This window comes from Ornithinibacillus sp. FSL M8-0202 (assembly GCF_037975285.1).
Lineage (GTDB): Bacteria > Bacillota > Bacilli > Bacillales > Amphibacillaceae > Ornithinibacillus > Ornithinibacillus massiliensis.
The window spans coordinates 3591513-3617506 of record NZ_CP150248.1 but is presented as its reverse complement, the minus strand read 5'-3'; the positions used below and the strand labels follow the sequence as shown (position 1 = coordinate 3617506).

The window sequence follows — 25994 nt, the reverse complement described above, 5'->3', positions numbered from 1 at the left end:
ATTTCCACTCCCTTTTAAATTTTCTAATTATTAACCATAAAAATAGAGACAGTATAATATGGAGATTCTATTATCCCCTTTTATACTGTCTCTGTCCTGTAACCAGAAAGTTTAACATTTCCTATTAGAAAATGCGTGCTTCGTGGGTGGTTTACCGAAGTAAACACTCTCCAGAGGTGCGTCCTACAAGAGTTCTTTTGCCTGAGAGATTCGCAACATTGCTTGCTCCTTCGGCGTTACTAATCATACATAGAAGAGTAATCTCTCCCCCTGTAATCATCCGCTTCTTATGAAATTCTAACTTTTGGTTATACTATGTATCAAAACTCATTTTACTAACTAGATTTTTCGCTTTTATTATACCATAGAACAGTTAAAATGTATCGTTAATATTCATCCATGATGAAACTATTGATAAAGGACGTATCGTATGAAACATATAGACATTATCCATGATTCAAACTTTATTGAGACGTTAGATGAAAAGTTAGAGCAGGATGGACCCTTTTCCTCTTGGGAGCTATTCCAGATGGCTTATAAAGCAGAGCTTACTACAATAACGAAAGACTTTCATGGTTTACGAGCTCTTGAATTTTTACCAGATATGGAGTTTTTACCACATCAAATTGAGACAGCCAAACAAGCAATTGAAGAAATGAATGGACGGGCTATTTTAGCAGATGAAGTTGGCCTAGGGAAAACAATAGAAGCCGGATTAATATTAAAGGAATATATGATTCGTGGACTAGTGAAGAAAGTACTTATTCTTGTTCCAGCTTCCCTAGTGAATCAATGGGTAAAGGAACTTAATGAAAAATTTTATATTCCGGCTGCTACCTTTCGTAAGCATTTCCCATGGGATCAATACGATATAATTGTGACATCGATTGATACAGCAAAACGTTCGCCTCACCGGGAAGCGATATTAGATATTGATTATGATTTTATCCTCATTGATGAAGCACATAAACTAAAGAATCATAAAACAAAAAACTATGAATTTGTACGGGCATTAAGGAAGAAATATTGTTTACTATTAACCGCGACACCGGTACAAAATCAATTAATCGAGATCTTCAACCTAGTATCGATATTAAAGCCTGGCCACTTAGGAAATTATGAATCATTCTTAGAAAAGTATGGTAGAGATCGTAAAAAGTTAAATCAGGATGTTTACTTAAAGCAGCTCGTTCAAAAAGTGATGGTACGAAATACTAGAAAGGATACGAAATTAGATCATGCAAAACGGCATATCGAAACCATTTGGGTCGATTTTACACCGGAAGAATATGACGTATATAACGAGTTGGATCATACCTTTCAACCTTTCTCATCTTTTTCAAAGATTACATTTCTACGAGAGCTTTGTTCTTCTCGTGAGGCTTGCTATCTATCTCTCCAAAAGTATGTAAATGATGAAGAAAGTCAAGGAAGAGAGATATTAAAGCCGATTATCGATAAAATTGGCCAACTTCCGCATCATGCCAAAGCGCATAAAGTGGTTGAGCTAATGAAACAAATTGGTGATGAAAAAGTGATTATCTTCACCGAATACCGAGCTTCACAGCTTTATTTGCAGTGGTTTTTACAGCAGCATGGAATTACTTCGGTTCCTTTCCGTGGTGGTTTTAAACGAGGAAAGAAGGACTGGATGAAACAACTCTTCCAAGATAAAGCACAAGTGTTAATTGCCACAGAAGCCGGTGGTGAAGGAATTAATTTACAGTTTTGTCATTATATGATTAATTATGACCTTCCTTGGAATCCGATGCGCTTAGAACAACGAATCGGTAGAATTCATCGTTATGGTCAAGAGAAGGATGTGCATATTTATAATTTTGCGATTCGTAATACATTGGAAGAGCATATAATGAAATTACTCTATGAAAAAATTGCTCTTTTTGAAAAAGTAGTTGGACATTTAGACGACATATTAGCCGAGCTTAATATTGATAGCTTTGAAGGAGAAGTAAAAACGATTATGAACGAGTCCTCATCTACTGGAGAGGTAAAAATTAAATTAGATAATTTAGCTTCTATTATTCATCATACACATCAGAATACATTCCAAGAGGAGTCTCAATATGGCAATTAATCTCCATTCATTTTTAGAAGACTATTTCACTGCTCATCATTGTGACATACTTTCTAATCGTGAAGGTGTACTTAAGGTACAGTTAAATGAGAAAATGGACCGTGCTCTAATGAATAGGCCATTTTATTGGCATTACATTAAAAAAATGGGACGAGAGGGTGACCCAATGCAACTCACCTTGATTACAAACCCCTCGTCATTAGAAGAAAAGGGTGAGCGAATTCATTTCGGTAGTCCTCGACTTCAACAAATATTGAATCATTTAAAAGAAAATGAACGCTATACTAGACTATTTGAAGTGGTATACACGAATCAAAATACCGCCCTACATCCATGGCTCGTCATCAACTTAAAATTAAGCTACATTGGAAAACTTAAAAAAGATGAAGTATTTTCTATCGGATTAAACTTACTAAATGGCATGATGAAAACGGAAATAATGGATACCTTAATGAAGAAGGAGTTTCTCATGCAGATTTCGGATTACTGCTATACCATTACACCGTTAATTAAACCAAAGAGTGGATATAACAGAATATTAGCAGTCATCAACCAATACATCCAGGACCTTGAGCACGATTGGGCAAAAGAATCCCTTGAAGAATTGGACAAGGAAATAGAATTACTAAAGCATTTCTATGAAGGGGATCAAGAGGAAGATGTTGAACAAATGGAGAAAGAATTACAGGGCTTAAAAGAACGTTATCAGCCAAAAATTGAGCTTACTGTCATTAATGGTGGAATTTTTTATTTAAATGCTTCTAATACGTAAAAAAGCCTCCATAGGGTCTGATAAATGACTTCATGATCAGACCCTATCCCAATAGAGGCATTCATTCCGCCTTTTTAAACATAGACTTAATTGCCACTGGTAACACACCAAACCATTTGTTGCCTATCGTGACTTGCGTTCTCTGTGCCTTTTGTTCTAATCGCTTTTTTCTACGTTCTTCTTTTGGAAGATCAATATACGATACAACTTGCTCGGTCATAAATTTCACATAATCGTTTCCTTTTATGATAACCACCCCTTATATATAGGATTATGTTTAGTCTTCACTATCCAAAATCCCTTTATACCTGTACAGGCTTACAATTTCTTCTAGTATCTCCTTTGTCGATCGGTTATCACAATGAACGATATAATCCGCAGCATGTTCATAGATTTTATTTCTTTTGTCAAATAAAGCTTTATTCTGTTTTTCATCCTTCCATAATGGACGGGATTGATCGCGTGTTAATCTTAATTTAATGGTATTAAAGGAAGTCTTTAAGTAAATAATGATCCCATTTTCTTTCATATACGAAATATTTTCACTTCGTTCTATAATTCCCCCACCGGTTGCAATAATTGGTGTGGTCTTTAATGCTTTTAAAGTCTCGGTTTCATACGTACGAAATGCTCCTTCTCCCTCTTCTTTAAAAATATCGACAATACGTTTATGTAATCTACTCTCAATCGCCTCATCCAGATCGATATAATCGATTCCATACTGTTCCTTAATCGAGCGACCAACAGTAGTTTTACCGCTTCCCATGAAGCCAATTAAATATAGCTGTTTCAACTTATTTACTCCTCTTTCAAAAAATTTTAAGAAAAAAGAAGGATTTACCCGTTTTATGTCGAATCAAAATAAATATAGAACCAAAAATGGAGGTGTTGCCTATTGACTACTGCTGAAAGACTATCCCGTCATATCATTACAAATGCCATTGAAAACCAAGCCACGGATATCCACTTCTACCCCTTTGAAACGACGACAAATATTTACTTCCGCGTATATGGTAAACGAATACTTTATCAATCGATCTCAATTAATCGTTATGAATCCCTTCTTACTTATTATAAGTTTACATCAGGCATGGATATCGGTGAAAATAGAAAGCCCCAAAATGGGACACTTTTTCACTCCACAACATCCGATAAATACTCCCTTCGGCTGTCTACTTTACCAGTTAACCAATTAGAAAGCCTAGCTATTCGACTCCTTCCACAACAGCAAAACTTATCTCTGGAACAACTTTTTCTCTTTAAACAACAACTTCATACAATCAAAACGTGGATGAATTCCCCAGCAGGTTTAATATTGTTTTCTGGACCAACCGGGAGCGGGAAAACGACAACATTATATGCATTACTAGAGTCCGCTTTAAAGGATGAATCCTTCCAGACCATTACACTTGAAGACCCAATTGAGAAAAATATCCAAGACATTTTACAAGTACAAGTAAATGAAAAAGCAGGTATTACATACCAAACAGGACTGAAAGCCGCACTACGTCATGATCCAGATATTATCATGGTTGGAGAAATTCGAGATAGGGAAACAGCTAAATTTGCCTTTGAAGCATCCTTAACAGGACATTTAGTGCTGAGTACCATTCATGCTAAGAATACCCAAGGGACAATTCATCGTTTACTCGAAATGGGGATAACCCCTTCTGAATTAGAACAATCGCTAATTGGGATTGCGTCGATTCAGTTATTATCCATATTAACGTGTAACCCAACACAAAAACGCGCAGCTATCTTAGAAATATTAAATGGAGACTTATTAAGTCAGGTTATCCATGGCAAAGTAATCAATCTTCATGAGTCTAAGCATTCATTTGAATATCTACGAAGGAAGGCTTATATCTATGGATTTATCTCTAAAGATACCTTTGAGACGTTTTAATAAGAAGCTAAATATAGCTACTCAATTAACCTTTTTAAAACGATTATCCAGAGCATTAACCAATGGGTACCCATTATTAGCAGCATTAGAAACATTAAAATGGGACAAGAACTTATATCACCTAGCAGAAGATATCATCTACCATATCAAACGTGGCTACACCTTAGATCAATCACTAGAAAAACTCTCTTTTCATCCCATTATCACGTCTTATCTCTTTTTCGCAAAGGAACATGGGGATTTAGATGCCAGTATAACGAAATGTCTTGCTATCTTTGAAAAGAGAATCCATCATCTAAAAAAATTCACCCAAGTAATCCGTTATCCAATTATACTGCTAATTATATTTTCGATTGCATTTTTGTTTATTCAACATTCTGTAGTACCGAATCTCCTTATGCTATTTCCGCAAAATGAACAAGATTCGTTTATTATTCATTCGGCCATTGGATTGTCTTCCCTTTTATACTATAGCACCATCGTAATTCTAATAGCGCTATTCATCATGTATTGGATTTGGAAACGAATTAAAGCTACTATACCTATTGGGCTACAAATAAAGATTTATCGCTCTATCCCCTTATACCGAAACTATGTAACATTAAATACTTCCTTCTTATTTGCTACCCATGTGGAATCCCTTTTAAAAACCGGACTACCAATAAAGGATGTCCTTACGATTCTTTCCAACCAAGAAAAACTGCCATTGCTTTCCTATTATGCAACGCAATTAACCAATGGTCTTCATCATGGTGTACCTATTTCACAGCTTATGACTGAGCTAACATTCATCAGCCCACAACTTGCCTCGATATTTCAACAGAATAGCAATGCGGATACTTTGGAGAAAGATCTCGGTACGTACTCTGCTTATATCACAGAAGAAATAAACGAAAAAATAGTTAAGTTCATCACCTATATCCAGCCAGTCTTTTTCATCTTGTTAGGGCTAGTGATTATTCTGATTTACTTATCCTTATTAGTACCAATGTATCAATTTATTGAAACCATCTAAAGGAGCGATTTAAATGTTTAAAAACCAAAAAGCATTTACCTTAATCGAAATGCTTGTCGTATTAATGATAGTCTCTGTTTTGATGATTCTTATCATTCCTAATCTGGGAAATAAGAGCCAAGAAGCACAGGGTAAAGGGTGTGATGCATTAGTCTCTGTCGTACAAACCCAAATCGATGCATTTTATTTAGACTCTCATACGTTTCCAACTAGCCTCAATGAACTAGTGAACAAAGGTTATATTCGTGAAAATCAAACGCAATGCTCCAATAATGAGCTTGTGTATAATTCAGTAACGGGAACTGTATCGGCACCAGAAAATGAATGATAAACAATTAGGATTTTCCCTCTTGGAAACGTTAGTTGCCCTAGCTATTTTGGGAATCATTCTTTCGATTAGTGTGCCGGTAAGTCATGCTTTATTAGGAAAGCTAACAGAAGAAAAAATTCTAGCGCAATTCCAATACGATGTTCTCTTCTTACAAAATCAATCGATGGTTACAAACGACTATTTACGAATCAAGCTAGAGAAAAACAGCTATACCTTAATTGGCGATAGTATAGAGCCAATCGAACGGAAGCTTCCAAATGGCTGGAGCATTGATCCACGCACACTCCAAAGCATTTCCTTTAATGAAAACGGAACGATTAGATATGCAGGCACCATAGAAATTTCTTCACCAACGAATAGCTATAACGTTATTTTTCCAATTGGTAAAGGACGTGGTTATATTGAGAAGCAGTAGCGGATTTACGATGACAGAGGCATTAGTCTCTTTAGCAGTGCTAATGGTCATTAGCACTGCTCTCCTTCCTCTAACGTCATTCATTTCCGTTGAAAGAGAAGCACTAAGTCTTAAAAGGGCCGTCACGTATCATTTACATGACGAATTACAATCTGTATTGTGGTACGGTGTCCCTGCCGATACGTACTATGAATCAATAGAACAGGTAGAGATAGGAATGACATTTACGGTGCTGGAAGATGATATTATTCAAGGCTGTGCAAATTGGATGAATATAAACAACAGACAGGAAGAGGTATGTCTTTATGGTGCTCAAGAATAATGAAAAAGGTTTTACATTACTAAATCAATTATTCAGTTTACTAATTCTTATGATCTGTCTACCGATACAAGGGGCAATTTTAAACAGCTTACATCACCAAGACTCCTACTACGAAGAATTATCCATTCAACAGTTTTTTAATTTGATTCAAAAAGAAGTCAATCAATCCATTGCTTGTACTACTCACTCGAATAAAATCGTACTTCAATTATATAATGATGATGTTGTCACCATTGAGTTATATCGACAATTAGTTCGAAGACAATTGAATGGCAAAGGCCATGAAATATATTTACGCGATATCGAAAGTTTTCAAATTAATTCGTTACCATTCGGATTTACAATTCACGTCACATCCTTAAAGGGAGATCACTATGAAAAGACGATTGGATTTTATCCATAAGGAAAAAGGTTTTATCCTCCCCTCGGTCCTATTATTGACTACCTTCGTATTACTAAACTTCTCATCAAATTTGTTAGCCTATCAACATGATTTAAAGATAACCTATAATGTAATCGAACAAATCCATGCCCAAACACTATTCCAAATGGGTTATATAACGTATAAAAAAGACTACATTCCCCAAAATAAGGATGAAAACCTAACCTATCAATTTCCTAACGGGAAAGTAAATGTACGGTCTAAGGGATATGGAGAGTTTATTCAATTACGCTTTAACATAGAAACGAATCAATCGAAAGTCTTATTCGTCTCGGAAATGGTAAAACCAGCACCTAATTCCAATCCATTCCAAGAGATAGAATAATTTTAACACTCTTTTTATTTGTTAATAAATTTCAAACAAATAATATGAATCGTTTACATTATGGTTTGACTTGTATATAATAACAGTGATGACGTCACCGAAAAGGAGGGGAAATGATGGACAGAATGTTTAGAGTCCTTGCCTTTTGGACTGGTATTTTTACGGTAATGTTTTATGTTGGTGGTATGGTCAACACTTCTTTACTATTCCTAGTTCAAACGGTATTTTTCCTAACAGTAAGTTATTTGAAATTATCTGAGCGTATGTACATGTACTTGTTCGGAGCTTATTGTACTGTTTTCATGATAGGTTTTACATGGTATTCAGAATTTATTTTAGTGCCAGGTTTCGGGCATTAAGAAACAAAAACCCTGCTTACATATGGATTCATCGCAGGGTTTTTGTTTTATCTATTTTTGGGGTATAAATGGGTTATACCTTTTCTCCTCACCAATGGTCGTTGTTGGGCCATGCCCCGGATATACCGTAATGTCATTGGTTAATGTATATAACGTATTCCATATTGTATCTTGTAAGGTAGCAAAATCACCACCAGGTAGATCTGTCCTACCAATTCCACGATTAAATAATACATCCCCACTGAAAATTACCTTTTCCGCTTGCAATAAAAAACTTATACTTCCTGGCGAATGTCCTGGGGTATACAATACGTCGAATTCAAATGGACCAATAGAAAAATTACCGGGCCCTAGAAGGACATCTGGTGCGGAGGTGATGATTTCCTCACCAATAAAAGCTAGAGAACGATTAAGGCTAGGATCCTCTAACCATGTCGCTTCTTCCTTATGCATATAGACCTTTATGTTGTAATGGGTACGTAACAGCTCAACCGCTCCAATATGATCAAAATGAGCATGGGTTAACAGGATTGCAATCGGCTCCAGATTATTTTCTGTCAACCAATTCATTAATCGCTTTCCATCCCCACCTGGATCAATTATGATGACTTGTTCCGTATTATGTACAAGATAACAATTCGTACCAAGTGGCCCTAATTGGAATTGCTTAATTTCCATTGATTGTCTCCTCCTATCTTGAATGTGAAGAAATTAGAAATATTTTGTGATATTCTCGACAAAACCATAATTTTATACTAGAATAAATGTGGTAGTATGATACATATTAATATAAATAACGTAATGAAACAAACAAAGATGATTAGCTTAGTATAAGGAGGTTTATTGTAACGATGTCACTACATATAGTATTAGGTATTATCTTTTTAGTAGTTGCAATTGTAGCAGTTGTTTCTTTTGTAAGACAGCTAAAATATCGTAATGTTTTAGCGCTAATCTTTTCCGCACTAACGGTTTTAGCATTTGGATTTTTCTCAATAAGCACCATTATTTCTGCTATAAAGGAATCACTATAATAGAAGAAAAAACTACACATTCCGTTTCTGATGTGTAGTTTTTCTTTATTCATGAGACATATTAAGCTTTCTATATACCTCTATTGCGTTATGACATGTTATCTAGAGTCAATAAAACGAAACAAATCTCCGTAGATAATACTATCTGAATACTCCAGTTCTTTCTTGATTGTTTCGCTAAGCTCAAAGCATGTATCCGCCTCTTCTAGAATCTCACCACTAGTAAAGTCATAGCAGCTATCATTCGTATAGATATAGTCTTCCGTGATAACGTCCCCATTTCGAAGCGCAATATAATCCTTTCGATCATCTACAAATAAATCATTACCAAAATAAATATCGTCTTTATGTTCGATACCTAAAAGACTGAGGATTGTCGGCTTCAAATCAATTTGTCCGCTAATGGTTGACCTTACTTCGCCTTTTCCATGACCAGGGATGTGAATGAATAAAGGTACACGCTGTAATTGTACATGGTCATATGGTGTTATTTCGTCCTTCTCTAAATACATGCTCATCGCCTTATTATGATTAGAACTAATGCCATAATGATCACCCATTATTATGATAATCGACTTATCGTAGATACCTGAATCTTTAAGCATCTGGAAGAATTCCTCAATGGATTCATCCATATAACGAACTGTTGGAAAATAATTATTCAGTGTATTAGAATTGGAATCATATCGTTCGATTGATTTATCCATCTCATCGAGTTCGAATGGGAAATGATTGGTTAAGGTTATAAATTTTGCGTAATACGGTTCCGTAAGCGTAGTCAGGTATTTCATTGACTGCTCAAAGAATGGCTTATCCTTTAATCCCCAACCAACACTATTATAATCATTTACTTCATATGCATCGACATCATAGAAATGATCGAAACCTAAACTCGGATACATTTGATCCCGATTATAAAAGCTATCATTATTCGCATGGAATACTGTCGTATAATACCCTTCATTCCCAAGCATTTCAGGTAATGCATAATAATCATTTTGGGCATGGGTATAGAACACAGCACCTCTTGGAAGCGGATATAGTGAGTTTTCTGTTAAAAACTCAGAGTCAGATGTCTTCCCTTGCTCTGTTTGGTGATAGAAATTCTCAAAATAATACGTGTCCTCATCTTCAACTAAACGATTAAGAAAAGGTGTAACTTCTTGACCATTCACCGTGTTATTTATAACAAAGGATTGTAATGATTCAGCAGAAATAAATATCACGTTCTTATCTTTTGCTACCCCGAATAATTCTGATTCCGCATTCGTTTCAATGACATTATCTACATACTCCTTGATAGTGGGTAACTCACTACCGTCAGCAAATACATGCTGTGTTTTTACCTTTGAGTGTAATACAACATCATAAATATGGTAATTAAATAGCCCAATATATTTCACTAGGTATTCCCTATCAAATGCCCTTGTAAATAGCTGTGGTCGCTCCATTTCTGCAAGGAAGAAATTCCCAACTAAAAGAGCTAATGATAATGCTAACGCACATACCTTACCACTTCTTGGGTATTTCGTTACCACAAGTTCTTGATGTTTCTTACTCAAATACCAAATGATAATTACATCAAGAAACAGTAAAATATCATACACCTTAATTAGAGATAAAATGCTAGATCCTAAATCTCCCATCGTTCCACCTTGGATTAATTGTGGAACTGTAATGAAATCAGAGAAAGATCGGTAGAATACTAGATTGGCAAAAATAATGAACGTGCCGATCAAGATCATATAACGTACATACTTCATTTGTCTTTCCGGCTTCGTAATCCAAACGCTCAAGCCAAATAGTAAAAAGGCTGAAACAAATGGGTTAATAAATAAGATAAACTCTTGCATGGAATTCTCTAAATCCAATGAAAATAAAAAACGATAGACAATATATGTTTTTAAACCGAATAATAGAGTTGCTAAAACATATAAAGGAAGCCTTATTCCTTTACTTTTCATCCTATTTCCTCCTAAGAAATTACTGCTTTACTATATGTTTTTCAAGCTAGTATTGTTAGGACATAAATGTCACTCAGGAAAAACATGCTATCCTATTAGACGTTTTAGTTAACAAAAAAGTTTCAAAATAATGACATTTTATAGGAGAAAAATATATCACTAGTTACTATTTTCTATTACTAAATACGCTGCACCAATGATTCCAGCATCATTACCTAGTTCTGCTATTCGAATTTCACATGCTCTACTTGTTCTTGCTAAAGCATATTTTGTAAACGATTTCTTAACAGGTTGTAATAATTGATCTCCAGCCTTTGACACGCCTCCACCAATTAATATTTTGGAAGGATTTACTGTCACAGCTAAATTAGCTAACACAAGGCCTAATACGTCTGCTGTATGGTTAACGATTTGAATACTATTCTCATCACCATTAGCGGCTAGTTCAAATATATGCTTAGCCGTGATCGCTCCGTACTGGTTCTGTATATGAGCTAGTTTGCAGCTTGGATCGTCTTCGATAAACTTCTCAGCTTGACGAACAATTCCGGTAGCAGAAGCAATCGTCTCCAAACATCCCTTACGACCACAATTACAAGGATAGCCATTTGGATCAACCGTAATATGTCCAATTTCCCCTGCAGTCCCATTAATACCATTTATTATCTTGCCACCAGCTATTACTCCTCCACCTACGCCTGTTCCTAGAGTAACAGCAAGAATATCATTGGATTGGTTACCCGCACCTAACCAATTCTCACCTAAAACGGCAATATTGGCATCATTTTCCACATATACTGGTAAACCTGTTTTACTAGACATATAATCAGCAAGATTAAAATCTCTCCAGCCAAGATTTACTGCTTCATACACATACCCTTTTTCGCCATCAATAAAACCTGGCGCACCAATTCCTATTCCAAGAACATCATGCAAATCAATAGCTAATTCTGTCAATCTAGCTAAGACAGATTCCCAGATGTCGTTCATAACAGCGGTATCGTCAGAAGATTTATTTGTTTCAATTTCCCATTTTTTCATGATTTCACCGCTAGCTTTTAGGATACCAATTTTAACGGTAGTACCTCCTATATCTACTCCAACAATAATTGATTTATTCATTATTTCTCACCTTTTTCAGAATGAAGTTTGTTGATTTCTTGACGGATAATTAATAGAGATAGTCTATAGTCCTCTACATCAATAAGTCCATATGAATATAGTTCTTTTATCTCTGTTTGCATTAATTCCAAATCTGCTAACCGATTACCCGTATAGATAAACGTGCCAAAACGCTTAAGTAGTTGTAGTACATCATACAAAGTATTCATTTAAATCACCAAACTTTATTATACCAAATGAAGGAAAAAGGATATAGTCATAACAACAAAAGACCCAGCCGAAATTATCGATCTGGGTCTTGGGGATGTAAAATGGTTGGTCTTTTTCGTTTAAGAGGGATTGGCGTTCGAATAAATACATCTCGAAATGCACGAAACGAAAATGGTAATACTGGCCAGTAATAAGGTATTTCAAAAGATTTCATCCGCACTGTATATAAAATCCATAATAGTGTTCCTACCATATAACCATTCACACCAAAGGCCGCCGTTACCATTAACAAATATAAGCGAACTAGACGATTTGCAAGGCTCATTTCATAGCTAGGTGTCGCATAAGTACCAATGGCAGCTATTGCTAAATACAAGATAACTTCATAGGAAAATAATCCTACTTCTATAGCGACTTGCCCTATTAGTATAGCTGCAACTAAACCAATTGCTGTAGCTAAGGATGAAGGAGTATGGATGGCAGCCATTCTTAGCATATCAATTCCGATTTCAGCGATGATAAACTGTATTAAGATTGGTACTGCCCCCACATCACTCAAACCAATAAATCCTAGTTCTACTGGTAGTAGCTTTGGTTGGGTCGAGAATAAAAAATATAACGGTAAAATAAAGATGGATGCCCATACTGCAATAAACCTTACAAAACGAAGATATGCTCCAACAATAGGCTTTTGACGATATTCCTCTGCATGCTGTAAATGATGCCAATAGGTAGTCGGTGTAATAATTACGCTTGGTGATCCGTCAATAATAATTAAAACATGACCTTCATATAAATGCGTTGCAGCTGTGTCTGGTCTTTCTGTGTACCTTACTGTTGGGAAAGGATTCCAGTGTCTTCCACTAATATATTCTTCCACCGTCTTCTCCGCCATCGGAAGACCATCCGTGTCAATTTCTTTTAATTTATTCTTAATGTCCGCCACTCTCTTCTGGTCGGCGATATCTTCTAAATAACAAATGCAGATATCCGTTTGCGACCTTCTTCCGATTTGCATATACTCCATCCGTAATGAGCGATCACGTACTCTCCTTCTCGTCAGAGCAGTGTTAAACACGATTGTCTCTACATAACCATCTCTTGACCCTCTTACTACCCTTTCTAAATCAGGCTCGCCAGGTGAACGTACAGGGTAAGTTCTAGCATCAATAATAATAACCTTATTGACACCCTCAACAAGTAAGGCGGTCGGTCCACCAAGAATAGTATCGGCAGCCTGATTTAAGTCATCAACCTCATCTAATTCTACATAAGGAAGATATCGTTTTAATAATTTCGTCAGTGCATCTGGCTCTAAACTATCTGGTTCGAGTTTAGCTAAAAATTTCATAATCAGATGCAATATGTCATCTTTTACAAACCCATCAATAAAGAACATGGACATGTTTCTTCCTGCATATTCTAAATCTAGATGGACAATATCGAAGTTTTTATCTACTTGTAATCGTTCTTGGATATAAGCATTGTTCTGTTCATAATTTGAGAATAGTGGTTGTTTGTCGTTTTCCATAGTTCCTCCATGAAAACCATTGATAAGACTAGTTTTCGCTTGCCATGCAATTCTATTCATAACGGCCCTCATACTTACCTGTACACGAGGACATGGAGAAACTATAATTGTTAGGTTGATTTGGATAGATTCATCCAAAATAGAATCTAACGTTTCTTATACACTTTGTATGCCCTTTATACGCAGAAGAGGCTGGGACAAAACAAAAAAAAAAGGTAATAAAAAACGAACAATCACTATCATTACCCGGAAATATACGGAGACTCCTGTGGGAGGACAGGGCACTGCCTGAGACCCCGGAAGAGCTTTAGCTCTGAGGAGGCTCACCAGCCGCCCACGGACGCGTAGTATATTTCCGGGGCGGGTCTGATGCGCTAACTCTAATGTTCGGTTTATCCTTTGTTAGAAATAGTTTTGTCTCATCCTCTTCCTGTACACACACTCTCTCCGAAGGCTATGTACAGGTAAGGAGCTATAGAAACGGGTATTCCATATTAATCATAAATGCAGGAAATTAATCTTTTGAGATTTTTTCATACATTTCCTTAATTTTATCATCTGTTGGACTTGCTTGATAAGCTGCTTCAATCATCTCTCCTGCACGTTCATCCCCTATTTGATCATACAGAATTGCCAAGTTGTAATACGCCTCTGGTAAATCACTTGGTTTATCTAATAGTTGGATGCACTTTTCTAAATCAGCAATTGCTGAGTCAATTTCGTTTAAGTGGATATACGCATAAGAACGTTGAAATAAAAACATAGCTTCAAATTCCTCGGGATTTTCCAATCCTTTTGTAGCACTTGTTACAACATCCTCATACCGTTCTTCCTGGATTGATTGCTCCATATTTTGGAGGAGATAGATAGGATTCGCTTCATTCTGATGCATTCCATATATAAACATTCCGATGCACAGTGCAACATAAATAACTAAGGCACCAAGCTGCAATGGAACATTCTTTCTCTTTGGAAAATGTACGATACCAGCTACTATAAAACCAGCAACTAATCCTCCCATATGTGCCGAAACATCTAACTGTGGCATAGCAAATCCTAATAAAATGTTAATGCCTAACAGAATCAAGATATCTCTGCCAATTGTTTGTAGAAAAATTCGTCGATGAAATAAGCCAAAATATATAAACGCACCAAATAATCCATACAAAGCTCCAGATGCTCCAGCGGATAAGTTAGTTACAAAGGTAAAACTAGCGATACCCCCACCTATTCCTGCAAGCATATAGATAACGAAAAATCTTGCAGAACCAAATATCCTCTCTGCTAAAGAACCAAAAAAATAAAGGAATAACATATTGGAGGCAAAGTGTAAGAGGCCAATGTGTAAAAACATAGAGGAAATAATCCGCCACCATTCCCCATCCATAATTAACGGGTTATATTTTGCCCCATATTCCATCAATGTAACATTATTTTGACTACCTCCATTTAATTCTAATAAAAGAAAGAAAATAGCATTTATCGCAATAAGAAAATACGTAATAAACGGCTTTCCATAATTAAAAACATTACGCTCTTGTTTTTCCTGAACTTTATGAAACAATTCAACTTTATATTGCTGAGTAGTTGTTTCCATCAGCTCCTCACTTATAAGATCTTCATCGTTTGTAAACGTGACTCCAATATTCTGTCCTAATCTATTTCGTTCTGTTTCTATTTCATCCCCAGATAAGTAATATATCTTCATTTGAATCGGATTTTTATCCTGAACCGTCAATGGTTTTTTCAGTATTTCCCAGCTGTCAATTGGTGAATGTGGGGAAATATAAACATTATGTATTTGAATATCTTTACCTTTTAACAATTTTCTCAGTGCACCAGCCTTTTGAAATACGATGCCGATGTCTTTCTTGAGATGGTTTTTCCAATCAAATCCGTTCGCAGATAACCGAACTACTGTAGAGGTCTTATTTTCATACTTCTCTAACCATATTTCCTCCACTTTATTGTTAAGGTATAACACATCATAACGATGTTCCTTAACCAATTGCTGGGCTATTGAGTACATTAGATAAATTTCGTTGTGCTCCATTCTTTCCCCTCCCCTTACATCATATCAAATTCAACGAATAAATGCTGAATCTAAAATTTGCCTCTATTTATCGTTCTAGTCGTTGATTATATGTTATGACAAAAAAAGAAGCTGTATAAAACCAGCTCCTTTTACGTGGTTGAATCGGTTGATTCCTTGAAAAAGCTTGGGAGAATATTCTTCCGGATAGATGGTAAATTCATGGATATGGAAACAGCTATTTTTCTTAAGAAACTCACCGCTAACATGGCGTTCATGATCTTATAGCGCCATTTATAAACGACAGAAATCATGGTTATAAATATTGTTAATATCATCAATACTCTCATCTAAACACCCCTTCAAAACTGTGGTGTTTATAGTCTTATCCTTCTAGTCAAAAATATTCTATTTAATCAACCCATGCTCAGATAACAAATGCTTTACTGCAATATCATACGCTTCAACCGATATCCTTTCCACAAGTTGTATATTACTCAGGATAGCAATGGTATTACCTTGATAGGAAGCTAAAAATCGGTCATAGTACCCGCCTCCAAATCCAATTCGAAACCCATGTGAATCAAATACTACCCCTGGAACTAAAATTAGATCCATTTGATGCTTGGAAAGGAATTTTTCTTCAATTGGCTTAGGTTCTAAAAGATTGGAATACACGGTTTCTAACTCTGAGAAGCTATGTAATCGATAGAAGGCCATTTCTTTCTCCTCTGGATAGCATTTCGGAACAGCCATTACTTTTCCCTGTCTCCAGCCCTCTTCAATGATTTCTTTTGTATCCCATTCAAATCCCCTTGATATAGTGACACCAATAATATTGGCTTCCTTCCAGTAGTCAGATTGGAATAAGTTGGTTTGAAGTTTTTTCTCTATCTGGTTTCTTTCCTGGTCAGTTATAGCTTGCAGACGTTGAATGACTTGTTTACGGAGTTGTTCTTTTTGCATGAATCACATCTCCTACTTTTGTCGTATTTAGTAGAAAAAAAGCTTGCTCCTAGCCATTGGTAAGAGCAAGCTTTTCCGTGAATCATTATTTTGTTTCACGGTGTAAAGTATGTTTTTTAAGACGTGGACAATATTTCATAAGCTCAATACGCTCAGGATTCGTACGCTTATTTTTTGTTGTAATGTAATTACGATCTCCCGTTTCAGTACAAGCTAAAGTAATGTTTACGCGCATGTTTTTCCCTCCAAACTTATAGTAAACTTGCATTAATCGCATCTATTAGTTCTTTTCAGACTTATTAATAATAGCAGATGTTTAGCAATCAATCAAGTACATGGAAAAAATTTATGGTTCCCTCGTGTCGAAATGTGTGATATAACTAATAATGTATATGAATGGAGGTTATAGAATGATTATTGCGGGAGTAACCATTGTTGTTGTTGCTGTTGTACTATTTGTACTTTCCTTTTTCTTAAATGACCGCTTTGAGAAAATTGAAAGTGAATTAGAGCAACTATCCATTTCGACAATGCAAGATACGTATCAGCTTAAGAAAAAAGTAAAAGTATTAGAAGAAGAATTACTTACAGAAGATTATCAAGAAACTGATGTTAATTAATCTATTAAAGTAAGGTGGAAAATATGAAGCAGACCATACGTGCATTTGCAGTAGGACTATGTACAGCAGCAATCATTATGCTAGTAGTCTCTTATTTTTCAGATGGCTCGAGTCAAGATTTATCTGACATGCCAATGGAAGATGTATTAAAACATGTAAAAGAACAAGGATATCATGTACTATCTGAAGAGGATTACATATCCTTATCCATGAACCACAAAGTGGAAAAGGAAGAAACCGAGAATTCTTCAGAGTCAGAAGAAGCTAATGAGAACGACAAAGAGGAAGCTAGTGATGAAGAGAAATCCGATGAAAGTGCTAGCGATTCAGACGAAAGTTCTTCTGAGGAATCTTCTAATAATGAGCCAGAAGAGGAACAAGAAGAAGCGGTTAAATCATATACGTTAACTATAGAATCCGGTATGCCATCCTCTGCGATTAGTAATCAACTTGAGGAGAATGGGATTATCGATAATGCAAGAGATTTCAGTAACTATTTAGAAGATAAGGGCTATGCTAATCGAGTTCAACTTGGTGAATTCACGCTGACTAGTGATATGAGTCATTACGAAATAGCAGAAGCACTAACTAGATAAAAGGAAGAGGATTTTAGGTATTAGCCTAATTCCTCTTCCTTTTCTTTAATCATTTAGATCTACTATTTCGCCTTTAACCAGAAATAAAATACTTTCCCCGATATTTGTAATATGATCCGCAAAACGTTCAATATATCGAGCACTGAAAGCGATTTGCATTACATATTGAACCTCTTCGGAGTTGATGGCCGTTTTACTCAACATATCCGTCACTACTTGTTTATAATGTTTATCTACTTTATCATCCATCTGTGCCAATTTGTGTGCAACGGTAATATCTTCTTGTTGAAATGCCATGATCGCTGTATCTAACATTGCTAAAGCAGTATCACGCATCGTCTTTAATTCCTTTGGTAGTTCTTCTAAATAGTGATCTCCTAAGCGTATCGTTGCTTTTGCTATATTCTTAGCATTATCACCCATCCGTTCTATATCGGTGACCACTCGTAACGCAATAATTAAACGTCTTAGATCAGTTGCAACGGGTTGTTGCTTAGCAATTAATAGAATTGCTTTATCATTAATTGCTGCTTCTTCTTTATCAATTACTTTATCATCTTCTACAACTTGTTTTGCTAGCTCTATATCTTGATTAAATAACGCATCCATACATTTAATTAATGCATTTTTAGCCAAATTTGCTAATTGGATGATATCTTGATTCAGTGTATCAATCTCGGAATGGAACTGTCCCCTACTAAGCATAAAATCGCTCTCCCCTAATTAAAGTACACCTATCATAGTCCTTCAATATAAAGGCTATATTAACTATATGTAAAGTTATTGTAAAAAATGTTTCCATGATAAAAACCCTAAGACTTTGGTACTGTCTTAGGGTCTGTGTTATTCGCTTTGATCTTCTTCTATTTCATCATTTTCAGTTGCTGAATTTTCATCGTTTGTACCTTTATCGCGTTGCTCTTTAAGTGTAAAATAAGCCTCCATTATTCTACGAGTAATATTTTGGTTAATTTGGTAATCCGTATTTGTATCTAAGTTGGGTACAATTACTGATAAGGCAATCTCAGGATTATCATATGGAGCATATGCTACCATCGTTAGATTAATGGTTTTGTATAACGTACCGTTTATCGTAATATCATTCTGAGCTGTACCAGTTTTCCCGGCTGCTTTAAAATTAGTGCCTCTAAAATAGCTATATGACGTCCCACCTGGCTCCTGATATACTTGACGGAAGCCTTCTTGAACTCTTGCAATTAGACTGTCATCCATTACGATTTTATTTAATACTTTTGGATTTACACTTTTATAAATGGATCCCATGTTCTCATCATTCGTCGATGGATTACGAACTTCCTTCAAGAAATGTGGTTGTACACGGTAACCACCATTAGCAATAGTTGACACATATTGAGCAAGCTGCATGGCACTAAACGTATCATACTGACCAATCGCATAGTCCATTAGTAAGCCGGCTTCTTTTTTAGGTCCCGTATAGCCAGTTGTTTCATTTGGATAATCAACACCGGTTTCTACACCTAAGCCGAATTGTTTAAAATAATTTCTCATTTGTTCAAATGCAGCAGGATCAAAACTAATCTTCTTATTTTCGTAATAATTATATTCTCCACCCATTTTCATCGCTATATAGAACATGTATACGTTAGAAGAACGTCTAAGCGCATCTAAATCATTAACATGTCCTAAATTTGTCCAAGAACCCTTTTGTGGGGTTCCGAGGATTTTAATTGGTGTATCATATACGCTATTGCCAGGACTGATAACACCTGATTCATATCCTGCAAGGACGGTAGCCCCTTTAACAGTGGATCCAGGTCGATAGCCGTCCGTCATTGTTCGAAAGGCTGAATCTACAATTTCATCTTGCTCAATCACACTAGTTTCTGGATCATCTAAATAACTCTGACCAGCAACCGATAATAACTCACCAGTATGTGGATTCATCACTACCGCTAAAGCATGTTGAAGGTATTTATTTTTCCCACCTTGTGTAGCAGCTTTAAGTTCTGATCTTAGTATTTCATCTACCATTTCTTGAAATTCCATGTCAATACTAAGAACTAAGTCCTTACCACTTTCACCAGGTACCACTACTTCCGAATCAAGAATGACACCACTTTTACTCATCGTATATTTAACCTGTTCTTTCCTACCTCTTAACAGGTCTTCATATTGCTTTTCTAATCCAGTATCACCAACTCGATCATTACGATTATAGCCCTTGGCTAAATAGGTATCAATCGATTCGGCCGGTATCCCCTCTTTTTCGGTTGTCACATTTCCTAAAAGATTTCGTAAAGTTTGTTCAAAAGGATATTCACGTACCCAATCTGTTGTGGCATTAATACCAGGTAAGGACGCTAAGTGTTCTGCAACTTTTGCATATTCCTCCGGCGTCACATTTTCACTTTTTACAATTTGAGGTGATAATGAATAGGCACGGTCAAGCTCTTTTTTAATGAGGATAATTTCAAGATCCTGCTCAGTAAGATCTTCATATTCTTCTTCCGTGATTCGCTTAAGTACCGTATTATATTGTTCCGCTGGATCCATTTCAGCAGCTTCCTCTGTAGTTAACTTCTCCTTTACCTCTTCATCATGTAAAAGGTACCAATACTCTTTTTTATCCCGTTCAGTTATTCTGTTAATTTGTTTTTTTCTTTTTTCAGGATCCGGGTCGAACATATCAATATATTTCGAAAGTTCCTGTGCAACCTTCAACCGATCATTTGCCTGTACACCTTTAGGTGGCGTATACGTAATGGCATACATCGGCTTGTTTTTTACTATTACATTGTAGTTCCGATCATATATCTCTCCACGCGGTACCGGTATCTTCGTTATATCTTCTGTTGTTTTATTTATTTCTTCCTGAAAGCTTTCCCCATTAAGTATCTGGACTATTCCAAGCTGTAAAATAAGCACCGCAAACAATAAAAATACTATAAAGAATAATATATTTAATCGAAAGGGAAGTTGGGCTTTTTGTTTTTTTTCCTTCTTCATATTTCTCCCCCATTATAAGCAAAATTTAGATTCTCTCTATCTCTATATTATAGCATTAATGATTGAAAAATTTAACGGTTTTTTTCATCAGTCACCTGATCTTTTATGAGTACGTCCTTTTTGTTTGAACTAGTTAAATAAATATTTCTGCCATAGAGATAAACACCTAAGTGCATAGCCCCAAATACAACAAGTAGAATAGGAATTATTTTCTCTGTTTCAAATATGGTGATACTTAAGATGAAGGTCATAATAGAGATAACTCGGCCAATATTCGTAAATAATTCTCTAACTACGATATATTCAATGCGTAATTCGCCTGCTTTCCATGCCTTTCCAATGACATCATATGTCATGGATGCATAGGGTACATTTACAATAGGGTATGCAATACCAATAATAATACCGTAGATGATTAACGTACTATAGCTAGCATGGATTAAAATAACGAATAATGCGAGGTATAGCATCAAACTACCAATCAGGATAGCCTTTTTACGCTTGGAAGGCTTTATAAATTTCGTAGCTAGAAAATAAAAAACAAAGGAAAAACCAGAGAAGCACAGATTAAACATACCAAGTGAAAGTTCACTTTGTGTCACGATATATACCCAGATAGTAATGACAAATAGGAAAATTCCCTCACGTAATCCCTGAAATAAATGAGCCTTCAGTATTCGATCCCAATTTTTATTATGATTCTTCTCTATAACGACACGCTTAAATAGATAATCACCTTTTGCAGGTCTTCTAATCAAAAAGAAGCTACAGGCTACCGCACAAATGAATAAAATGAAGGAAGCTGTAAATATAGTACTATACCCAATATTAGCTGGCATCTTGGAAATAATAAATCCAGCTGTAATTGGACCAATCATGCCACCTAAAGATTGTAAAACACCTAAAAAACCGTTAAAAAGATCCCGAGTCTCCGGTTCAGTAATCTCAAATGTTAGTACATTAAACGCTAACCAATAAAAGCCATAACCAATACCTAATAAACTTCCTAATAATAGGTTAAAATATGCTGCTTTCTCTCCTATCATAAGTACCGTTAAAAAAAACAACGATAAAAATATAACACCTAATCTTAAAACAATGACGCGATCCACCTTTTTCGCTATTTTTCCAGCTACTATAAAGGTAATCGGTTGAAACACAAAGATAGCAAGATTATAAAAGGCTATCGTGTAATAATTTCCTTCTGCTTGCTTCCATAAGTAAATATTTACAAATGTATTGGATAAATATATACCTAATGAATATAGTCCACCTATTACTAATAATAGGATCAAATCTCGATTGATTTCTGTTTTGCCGAAAACAAATTGTAAGCTTTTATGCATAGTGAATTGCCCCTTTTCTCTCTTTCCTTAGTGTGAGCAATTCAAATAGAGATATACGAAAAGAAAAAAGGATGTCACAAAGAGACTTATCTCTCTGTGACATCCTATTATCTATAAAAAACATTATTTAGCTTCACTGTAGTTTTTCGCAACTTGATCCCAGTTAACAACGTTCCAGAATGCTGAAACATAGTCAGGACGTTTGTTTTGGTAGTTTAAGTAGTAAGCATGCTCCCAAACATCAAGACCTAATACTGGTGTTTTCCCTTCCATTAAAGGAGAATCTTGGTTTGGAGTACTTGTTACTTCTAGTTCACCATTGTTTACTACTAACCATGCCCAACCTGAACCAAAGCGAGTTTTTGCAGCATTTTCAAATTCCTCTTTGAATTTTTCAAAGCTACCAAATTTAGCATTAATCTTGTCAGCTAGTTCACCAGTTGGTTCTCCACCACCATTTGGAGAAAGAACTTTCCAGAATAAGCTATGGTTATGGTGACCTCCACCATTGTTACGTACAGCAGTACGGATGCTTTCTGGTACTGCATCCAGATTGCTAATTAACTCTTCAAGGGATTTACCTGCTAAATCGGATTTTCCTTCAAGCGCAGCATTTAAGTTTGTAACATAAGTATTATGATGCTTTGTATGATGGATGTTCATTGTTTCTTTATCAATAGTTGGCTCTAATGCATCATATGCATAAGGTAATTCTGGTAATTCAAATTTTGCCATAATGAAATCCTCCTTCAATAATCTATTAGTTAGGGATAAAATACCCTTCACATGAAAGATTATCAGAGGTTTCCAGTTCTTGCAAATTATTTGCCCTTGTAACGTTATCTGTTGAGGAGATAGAAAAAAACCCAATAAAAAAAACAAGCGATTTGCTTGTACAAAATGGTGGCTTGGGACGGAATCGAACCGCCGACACATGGATTTTCAGTCCATTGCTCTACCGACTGAGCTACCAAGCCTTGCTATATTTCATAAAAAAACATAATAAAATTTTCTTGCAATGTTTTGACCCCTGCATCTTCTAGATTATTCAAGGATGTTTATGCTTCGGGGTTACTCGTAGCTTATTCGGTGGGTGTGTTGCTCGTTGCTCTACCGATTGAGCTACCAAGCCTTACGCTATGATGTAAAAAAAGTATCATTGATTATGTATGGAGGAGGTAGAGGGATTCGAACCCCCGCGCGGTTTGACCCGCCTGTCGGTTTTCAAGACCGATCCCTTCAGCCAGACTTGGGTATACCTCCGAGTTATATGGTGGACCCTGCAGGACTCGAACCTGCGACCGATCGGTTATGAGCCGATAGCTCTAACCAACTGAGCTAAGGGTCCTTCGTTATATGGGGCGACCGGTGGGAATCGAACCCACGAGTGCCGGAGCCACAATCCGGTGCGTTAACCACTTCGCCACGGCCGCCATGATGTTTAAACTAAGATAAGTAATGGTAGCGGCGGAGGGGATCGAACCCACGACCTCACGGGTATGAACCGTACGCTCTCGCCAGCTGAGCTACGCCGCCATGTTGTTGGCTCCACAGGTAGGATTCGAACCTACGACCGATCGGTTAACAGCCGATTGCTCTACCACTGAGCTACTGTGGAAAATTATCAATCTTGTAAGTAAGAAGAAGATGTCTTCTCTTTAAGTGGCACGAGATATAATATAACATGTTCAATCTTTCGTGTCAACTATTATTCTAATTTAATTTATGTAAATCTTACTTTCTGTCGAAAACGACAATAATTACTATATCACCTTTATATAAAAATAGCAACAAAAATTTACAAAAAAAATAAAAAGAGAGGAAAAAACCTCTCTCTTTATATATTTAATGGTCCTCTAACACCGCTTCTGCAATGTTAACTGCATGATCACCGATACGTTCTAAGTTCGATATAATATCAACAAAGACGATACCTGCTGATACAGAACAATCCCCTTCATTCATACGGATAATATGCTTTTTACGATAGCTTCGTTCCATTTTGTCGATTTGATCCTCTTTTTGAACAACTGCCAATGCCTCTTCACGATTCCCCGTATCAAGCGCCTTAATCGCTTGCTTAACGGTTGACATGGTTAAGTCAAACATATTATTTAAATCCTCTTGTGCCCTATCCGTAATCACTACTTTATTAGATATTTTATAATCAATTAACTCCACTACATTTTCAAAATGGTCGCCAATTCGTTCAATATCTCGCACTGTATCCATTAATACCGTGTGCTTTGCACTTTCAAATTCAGACAATGAACCACCAGAAATGTCAATAAGATAATCGGTTATACTTCGATCTAAACTGTTTAGTGCGCCTTCAATCTGTAAAGCCATTTCAGCATGTTTCGTTTGGTTCGTTGATAAATACAAGCTTGTCTCTTCCATGCCTTGATATGCATATTCACCCATCCGAACTATTTCAGCCTTTGCTTGGTCAAGTGCTAGTGCTGAAGATTGTTGAATGAAAATCGGGTCTAAATGCTTCGGTTTGTACTCGATTGTAGTATCCTTTCCTGGTACAAGCTTCGTTACCATCCATGCTAGTAAGCCAATGAATGGGAACTGAACTATTGTATTTAGTATATTAAAGCTACCATGTGCAAAAGCAATGGTCATTTCAGCGTTTAACATCAGTTTCTCTTGTAAAAACATCACATATTGTGTGAATGGATGTAGTAATAATAAAAAGACAGTCGTACCTACTAAGTTAAAGATGACATGGACTGCAGCTGCACGGCGAGCAGCAACCGTAGCACCTAAAGATGCTATAATAGCTGTAATCGTTGTCCCAATATTATCACCAAAAAGGACAGGTAATGCAGCATCTAATCGGATGGCTCCTTCAGAATAAAGTCCCTGCAAAATACCAATTGTCGCACTAGAGCTTTGGACGATAACAGTAAACAGTACCCCAATAACAACCCCTAATACGGAATGCTCACTCATACTTAAGGTTAATTCTTGGAATGCTTCTAACGACCTTAAAGGCTTCATACCACTACTCATTAATTCTAACCCATAAAATAATGAGCCAAAACCAAACACGACTTGACCAATAGCAGTAACCTTTTGATGTTTAAAGAAAAAGATCATTAAGGCACCAATTGCAAGAATCGGTAATGAATACGCACCGACATCGATACCGATGATAAATGCTGTAACCGTAGTACCAATATTCGCACCCATAATAACACCGATGGCTTGTCTAAGTGTCATAAATCCGGCACTAACTAAACCTACAGTCAGTACGGTCGTACCTGAACTACTTTGGATTAAAATAGTCACTACTATACCCGCAAGTACTCCAAGAAACGGATTACTCGTAAAACGGTCTAAAATTTCTCGCAAACGATCTCCGGCAGATTTTTGTAATCCATCTCCCATATATTTAATACCTAGAAGAAAAATACCTAAACCACCGATGAATTCAAAAATCAGCGTCTGCACGTCTATTTCCAATGGATATTCGCCCCTTTAATTATGTTGTCTTATGTAACCCTTATTGGCACACCTTAATCATTATTGAAAAAAGAATCCATTTTGTAAAGTAATTATTAAAAACTTTACACAAAATTTACATTGAAATTC

29 protein-coding genes, 6 tRNA genes and 1 riboswitch are annotated in these 25994 nt (G+C 36.1%); of the genes, 13 read left to right on the top strand and 22 right to left on the bottom strand.

The annotated features are described in order from the left end of the window. Positions 1–179: 179 nt before the first annotated feature. A riboswitch (glycine riboswitch) is annotated at positions 180–280 on the bottom strand. A 150-nt stretch (positions 281–430) separates the two neighbouring features. Both MKY78_RS18270 and MKY78_RS18265 read left to right on the top strand, forming a co-directional pair. Then, positions 431–2095 carry an SNF2-related protein gene (locus MKY78_RS18270; RefSeq protein ID WP_339214685.1) on the top strand — a complete coding sequence of 555 codons (1665 nt, stop codon included), beginning with the start codon at positions 431–433 and terminating at the stop codon, positions 2093–2095. After that, a complete protein-coding gene (locus tag MKY78_RS18265) occupies positions 2085–2867 on the top strand; it encodes a YqhG family protein (protein ID WP_339214683.1) in 783 nt (260 codons plus the stop codon). Before MKY78_RS18270 ends, MKY78_RS18265 begins: the two co-directional genes overlap by 11 nt. A 61-nt stretch (positions 2868–2928) precedes the next feature. Here the strand turns inward: MKY78_RS18265 and MKY78_RS18260 are convergent, their stop codons facing one another. Then, the gene (locus MKY78_RS18260) at positions 2929–3114 is read right to left on the bottom strand and encodes a YqzE family protein (RefSeq protein WP_339217962.1); all 186 of its coding nucleotides are present in this window, start codon (positions 3112–3114) and stop codon (positions 2929–2931) included. Positions 3115–3144: 30 nt separating this feature from the next. Further along, positions 3145–3660: a shikimate kinase gene (locus MKY78_RS18255; protein ID WP_339214682.1), complete on the bottom strand. Its 516-nt coding sequence runs from the start codon at positions 3658–3660 to the stop codon at positions 3145–3147. 102 nt (positions 3661–3762) lie between these two features. Here MKY78_RS18255 and comGA point away from each other — a divergent pair, with 102 nt between their 5' ends. From comGA to MKY78_RS18215, 8 genes are all read left to right on the top strand, one after another. Continuing rightward, the gene (comGA, locus tag MKY78_RS18250) at positions 3763–4773 is read left to right on the top strand and encodes a competence type IV pilus ATPase ComGA (RefSeq protein ID WP_339214681.1); all 1011 of its coding nucleotides are present in this window, start codon (positions 3763–3765) and stop codon (positions 4771–4773) included. Next, a complete protein-coding gene (locus tag MKY78_RS18245; RefSeq protein WP_339214680.1) occupies positions 4760–5788 on the top strand; it encodes a type II secretion system F family protein in 1029 nt (342 codons plus the stop codon). Before comGA ends, MKY78_RS18245 begins: the two co-directional genes overlap by 14 nt. 13 nt (positions 5789–5801) lie before the next feature. Next, on the top strand, positions 5802–6116 hold the full coding sequence (gene comGC / locus MKY78_RS18240; protein ID WP_339214678.1) for a competence type IV pilus major pilin ComGC: 315 nt from the start codon (positions 5802–5804) through the stop codon (positions 6114–6116). Further along, the gene (comGD, locus tag MKY78_RS18235) at positions 6109–6534 is read left to right on the top strand and encodes a competence type IV pilus minor pilin ComGD (protein ID WP_339214676.1); all 426 of its coding nucleotides are present in this window, start codon (positions 6109–6111) and stop codon (positions 6532–6534) included. Before comGC ends, comGD begins: the two co-directional genes overlap by 8 nt. Further along, positions 6521–6856 (top strand): prepilin-type N-terminal cleavage/methylation domain-containing protein, encoded by a 336-nt coding sequence (locus tag MKY78_RS18230; protein ID WP_339214674.1) that lies wholly within the window; start codon positions 6521–6523, stop codon positions 6854–6856. The genes comGD and MKY78_RS18230 overlap by 14 nt, the downstream gene beginning before the upstream one ends. Next, complete coding sequence (gene comGF, locus MKY78_RS18225; RefSeq protein WP_339214672.1) at positions 6840–7259, top strand: competence type IV pilus minor pilin ComGF; 420 nt, start codon at positions 6840–6842, stop codon at positions 7257–7259. The genes MKY78_RS18230 and comGF overlap by 17 nt, the downstream gene beginning before the upstream one ends. After that, positions 7231–7623 (top strand): hypothetical protein, encoded by a 393-nt coding sequence (locus tag MKY78_RS18220; protein WP_339214670.1) that lies wholly within the window; start codon positions 7231–7233, stop codon positions 7621–7623. Before comGF ends, MKY78_RS18220 begins: the two co-directional genes overlap by 29 nt. A 116-nt stretch (positions 7624–7739) precedes the next feature. Then, on the top strand, positions 7740–7982 hold the full coding sequence (locus MKY78_RS18215) for a DUF2626 domain-containing protein (protein WP_186869909.1): 243 nt from the start codon (positions 7740–7742) through the stop codon (positions 7980–7982). Between the two features lie 51 nt (positions 7983–8033). On the opposite strand, the gene MKY78_RS18210 is transcribed toward MKY78_RS18215, so the two are convergent. Next, positions 8034–8660: an MBL fold metallo-hydrolase gene (locus tag MKY78_RS18210; RefSeq protein WP_339214669.1), complete on the bottom strand. Its 627-nt coding sequence runs from the start codon at positions 8658–8660 to the stop codon at positions 8034–8036. Between the two features lie 173 nt (positions 8661–8833). Between MKY78_RS18210 and MKY78_RS18205 the strand changes: the two genes are divergently transcribed. Next, positions 8834–9016 carry a DUF2759 family protein gene (locus tag MKY78_RS18205; RefSeq protein ID WP_339214668.1) on the top strand — a complete coding sequence of 61 codons (183 nt, stop codon included), beginning with the start codon at positions 8834–8836 and terminating at the stop codon, positions 9014–9016. 98 nt (positions 9017–9114) lie between these two features. Here MKY78_RS18205 and MKY78_RS18200 read toward each other — a convergent pair whose 3' ends face one another. The 8 genes from MKY78_RS18200 to rpmG form a co-directional block, all read right to left on the bottom strand. Beyond that, positions 9115–10980 (bottom strand): LTA synthase family protein, encoded by a 1866-nt coding sequence (locus tag MKY78_RS18200; protein ID WP_339214666.1) that lies wholly within the window; start codon positions 10978–10980, stop codon positions 9115–9117. Positions 10981–11139: 159 nt separating this feature from the next. Next, positions 11140–12102 carry an ROK family glucokinase gene (locus MKY78_RS18195; protein WP_339214664.1) on the bottom strand — a complete coding sequence of 321 codons (963 nt, stop codon included), beginning with the start codon at positions 12100–12102 and terminating at the stop codon, positions 11140–11142. Then, positions 12102–12311: a YqgQ family protein gene (locus tag MKY78_RS18190; RefSeq protein ID WP_186869914.1), complete on the bottom strand. Its 210-nt coding sequence runs from the start codon at positions 12309–12311 to the stop codon at positions 12102–12104. Before MKY78_RS18190 ends, MKY78_RS18195 begins: the two co-directional genes overlap by 1 nt. Before the next feature lie 74 nt (positions 12312–12385). Beyond that, positions 12386–13843, bottom strand: a complete 1458-nt coding sequence (locus tag MKY78_RS18185) for a spore germination protein (RefSeq protein WP_339217960.1) — start codon at positions 13841–13843, stop codon at positions 12386–12388. A gap of 514 nt (positions 13844–14357) precedes the next feature. Then, positions 14358–15896: a rhomboid family intramembrane serine protease gene (locus MKY78_RS18180; RefSeq protein ID WP_339214662.1), complete on the bottom strand. Its 1539-nt coding sequence runs from the start codon at positions 15894–15896 to the stop codon at positions 14358–14360. A 131-nt stretch (positions 15897–16027) separates the two neighbouring features. Beyond that, positions 16028–16225, bottom strand: coding sequence for a hypothetical protein (locus MKY78_RS18175; protein WP_339214660.1), 198 nt, complete (start codon positions 16223–16225; stop codon positions 16028–16030). A 58-nt stretch (positions 16226–16283) separates the two neighbouring features. Next, the gene (locus MKY78_RS18170) at positions 16284–16841 is read right to left on the bottom strand and encodes a 5-formyltetrahydrofolate cyclo-ligase (RefSeq protein WP_339214659.1); all 558 of its coding nucleotides are present in this window, start codon (positions 16839–16841) and stop codon (positions 16284–16286) included. Positions 16842–16926: 85 nt separating this feature from the next. Continuing rightward, positions 16927–17076, bottom strand: coding sequence for a 50S ribosomal protein L33 (rpmG, locus tag MKY78_RS18165; RefSeq protein ID WP_026681152.1), 150 nt, complete (start codon positions 17074–17076; stop codon positions 16927–16929). Positions 17077–17251: 175 nt separating this feature from the next. Between rpmG and MKY78_RS18160 the strand changes: the two genes are divergently transcribed. Continuing rightward, on the top strand, positions 17252–17461 hold the full coding sequence (locus tag MKY78_RS18160) for a hypothetical protein (protein ID WP_186869919.1): 210 nt from the start codon (positions 17252–17254) through the stop codon (positions 17459–17461). Positions 17462–17484: 23 nt separating this feature from the next. After that, positions 17485–18057 (top strand): hypothetical protein, encoded by a 573-nt coding sequence (locus tag MKY78_RS18155; RefSeq protein WP_339214657.1) that lies wholly within the window; start codon positions 17485–17487, stop codon positions 18055–18057. Positions 18058–18102: 45 nt separating this feature from the next. Here MKY78_RS18155 and phoU read toward each other — a convergent pair whose 3' ends face one another. The 11 genes from phoU to MKY78_RS18100 all read right to left on the bottom strand — a co-directional run bounded on the left by phoU (position 18103) and on the right by MKY78_RS18100 (position 25865). Next, on the bottom strand, positions 18103–18762 hold the full coding sequence (phoU, locus tag MKY78_RS18150) for a phosphate signaling complex protein PhoU (protein WP_339214655.1): 660 nt from the start codon (positions 18760–18762) through the stop codon (positions 18103–18105). A 138-nt stretch (positions 18763–18900) separates the two neighbouring features. Next, positions 18901–21045, bottom strand: coding sequence for a penicillin-binding protein 2 (locus tag MKY78_RS18145; protein WP_339214653.1), 2145 nt, complete (start codon positions 21043–21045; stop codon positions 18901–18903). A 71-nt stretch (positions 21046–21116) separates the two neighbouring features. Continuing rightward, positions 21117–22391: an MFS transporter gene (locus tag MKY78_RS18140; protein WP_339214651.1), complete on the bottom strand. Its 1275-nt coding sequence runs from the start codon at positions 22389–22391 to the stop codon at positions 21117–21119. A gap of 123 nt (positions 22392–22514) precedes the next feature. Beyond that, positions 22515–23126: a superoxide dismutase SodA gene (sodA, locus tag MKY78_RS18135; RefSeq protein ID WP_339214649.1), complete on the bottom strand. Its 612-nt coding sequence runs from the start codon at positions 23124–23126 to the stop codon at positions 22515–22517. Positions 23127–23292: 166 nt separating this feature from the next. After that, a tRNA-Phe gene (locus MKY78_RS18130) sits at positions 23293–23368 on the bottom strand. A 193-nt stretch (positions 23369–23561) separates the two neighbouring features. Next, positions 23562–23654, bottom strand: a tRNA-Ser gene (locus tag MKY78_RS18125). Between the two features lie 8 nt (positions 23655–23662). Beyond that, positions 23663–23739: transfer RNA gene (locus MKY78_RS18120), tRNA-Ile, on the bottom strand. A 9-nt stretch (positions 23740–23748) separates the two neighbouring features. Continuing rightward, positions 23749–23824, bottom strand: a tRNA-His gene (locus MKY78_RS18115). A gap of 26 nt (positions 23825–23850) precedes the next feature. Next, a tRNA-Met gene (locus MKY78_RS18110) sits at positions 23851–23927 on the bottom strand. Between the two features lie 7 nt (positions 23928–23934). Continuing rightward, positions 23935–24009, bottom strand: a tRNA-Asn gene (locus tag MKY78_RS18105). A gap of 227 nt (positions 24010–24236) precedes the next feature. Continuing rightward, positions 24237–25865: a Na/Pi cotransporter family protein gene (locus tag MKY78_RS18100; protein WP_339214648.1), complete on the bottom strand. Its 1629-nt coding sequence runs from the start codon at positions 25863–25865 to the stop codon at positions 24237–24239. Positions 25866–25994: the final 129 nt, after the last annotated feature.

Coding starts and splice junctions, on each gene's coding strand:
- comGD (WP_339214676.1), top strand. CDS start 6,109: ATGAATGATAAACAATTAGGATTTTCCCTCTTGGAAACGTTAGTTGCC.
- MKY78_RS18265 (WP_339214683.1), top strand. CDS start 2,085: ATGGCAATTAATCTCCATTCATTTTTAGAAGACTATTTCACTGCTCAT.
- MKY78_RS18215 (WP_186869909.1), top strand. CDS start 7,740: ATGGACAGAATGTTTAGAGTCCTTGCCTTTTGGACTGGTATTTTTACG.
- MKY78_RS18200 (WP_339214666.1), bottom strand. CDS start 10,980: ATGAAAAGTAAAGGAATAAGGCTTCCTTTATATGTTTTAGCAACTCTA.
- comGC (WP_339214678.1), top strand. CDS start 5,802: ATGTTTAAAAACCAAAAAGCATTTACCTTAATCGAAATGCTTGTCGTA.
- MKY78_RS18185 (WP_339217960.1), bottom strand. CDS start 13,843: ATGGAAAACGACAAACAACCACTATTCTCAAATTATGAACAGAACAAT.
- MKY78_RS18270 (WP_339214685.1), top strand. CDS start 431: ATGAAACATATAGACATTATCCATGATTCAAACTTTATTGAGACGTTA.
- MKY78_RS18170 (WP_339214659.1), bottom strand. CDS start 16,841: ATGCAAAAAGAACAACTCCGTAAACAAGTCATTCAACGTCTGCAAGCT.
- comGF (WP_339214672.1), top strand. CDS start 6,840: ATGGTGCTCAAGAATAATGAAAAAGGTTTTACATTACTAAATCAATTA.
- MKY78_RS18180 (WP_339214662.1), bottom strand. CDS start 15,896: ATGGAGCACAACGAAATTTATCTAATGTACTCAATAGCCCAGCAATTG.
- MKY78_RS18210 (WP_339214669.1), bottom strand. CDS start 8,660: ATGGAAATTAAGCAATTCCAATTAGGGCCACTTGGTACGAATTGTTAT.
- MKY78_RS18160 (WP_186869919.1), top strand. CDS start 17,252: ATGATTATTGCGGGAGTAACCATTGTTGTTGTTGCTGTTGTACTATTT.
- rpmG (WP_026681152.1), bottom strand. CDS start 17,076: ATGCGCGTAAACATTACTTTAGCTTGTACTGAAACGGGAGATCGTAAT.
- MKY78_RS18145 (WP_339214653.1), bottom strand. CDS start 21,045: ATGAAGAAGGAAAAAAAACAAAAAGCCCAACTTCCCTTTCGATTAAAT.
- sodA (WP_339214649.1), bottom strand. CDS start 23,126: ATGGCAAAATTTGAATTACCAGAATTACCTTATGCATATGATGCATTA.
- MKY78_RS18175 (WP_339214660.1), bottom strand. CDS start 16,225: ATGAGAGTATTGATGATATTAACAATATTTATAACCATGATTTCTGTC.
- MKY78_RS18155 (WP_339214657.1), top strand. CDS start 17,485: ATGAAGCAGACCATACGTGCATTTGCAGTAGGACTATGTACAGCAGCA.
- MKY78_RS18140 (WP_339214651.1), bottom strand. CDS start 22,391: ATGCATAAAAGCTTACAATTTGTTTTCGGCAAAACAGAAATCAATCGA.
- MKY78_RS18205 (WP_339214668.1), top strand. CDS start 8,834: ATGTCACTACATATAGTATTAGGTATTATCTTTTTAGTAGTTGCAATT.
- phoU (WP_339214655.1), bottom strand. CDS start 18,762: ATGCTTAGTAGGGGACAGTTCCATTCCGAGATTGATACACTGAATCAA.
- MKY78_RS18195 (WP_339214664.1), bottom strand. CDS start 12,102: ATGAATAAATCAATTATTGTTGGAGTAGATATAGGAGGTACTACCGTT.
- MKY78_RS18190 (WP_186869914.1), bottom strand. CDS start 12,311: ATGAATACTTTGTATGATGTACTACAACTACTTAAGCGTTTTGGCACG.
- MKY78_RS18220 (WP_339214670.1), top strand. CDS start 7,231: ATGAAAAGACGATTGGATTTTATCCATAAGGAAAAAGGTTTTATCCTC.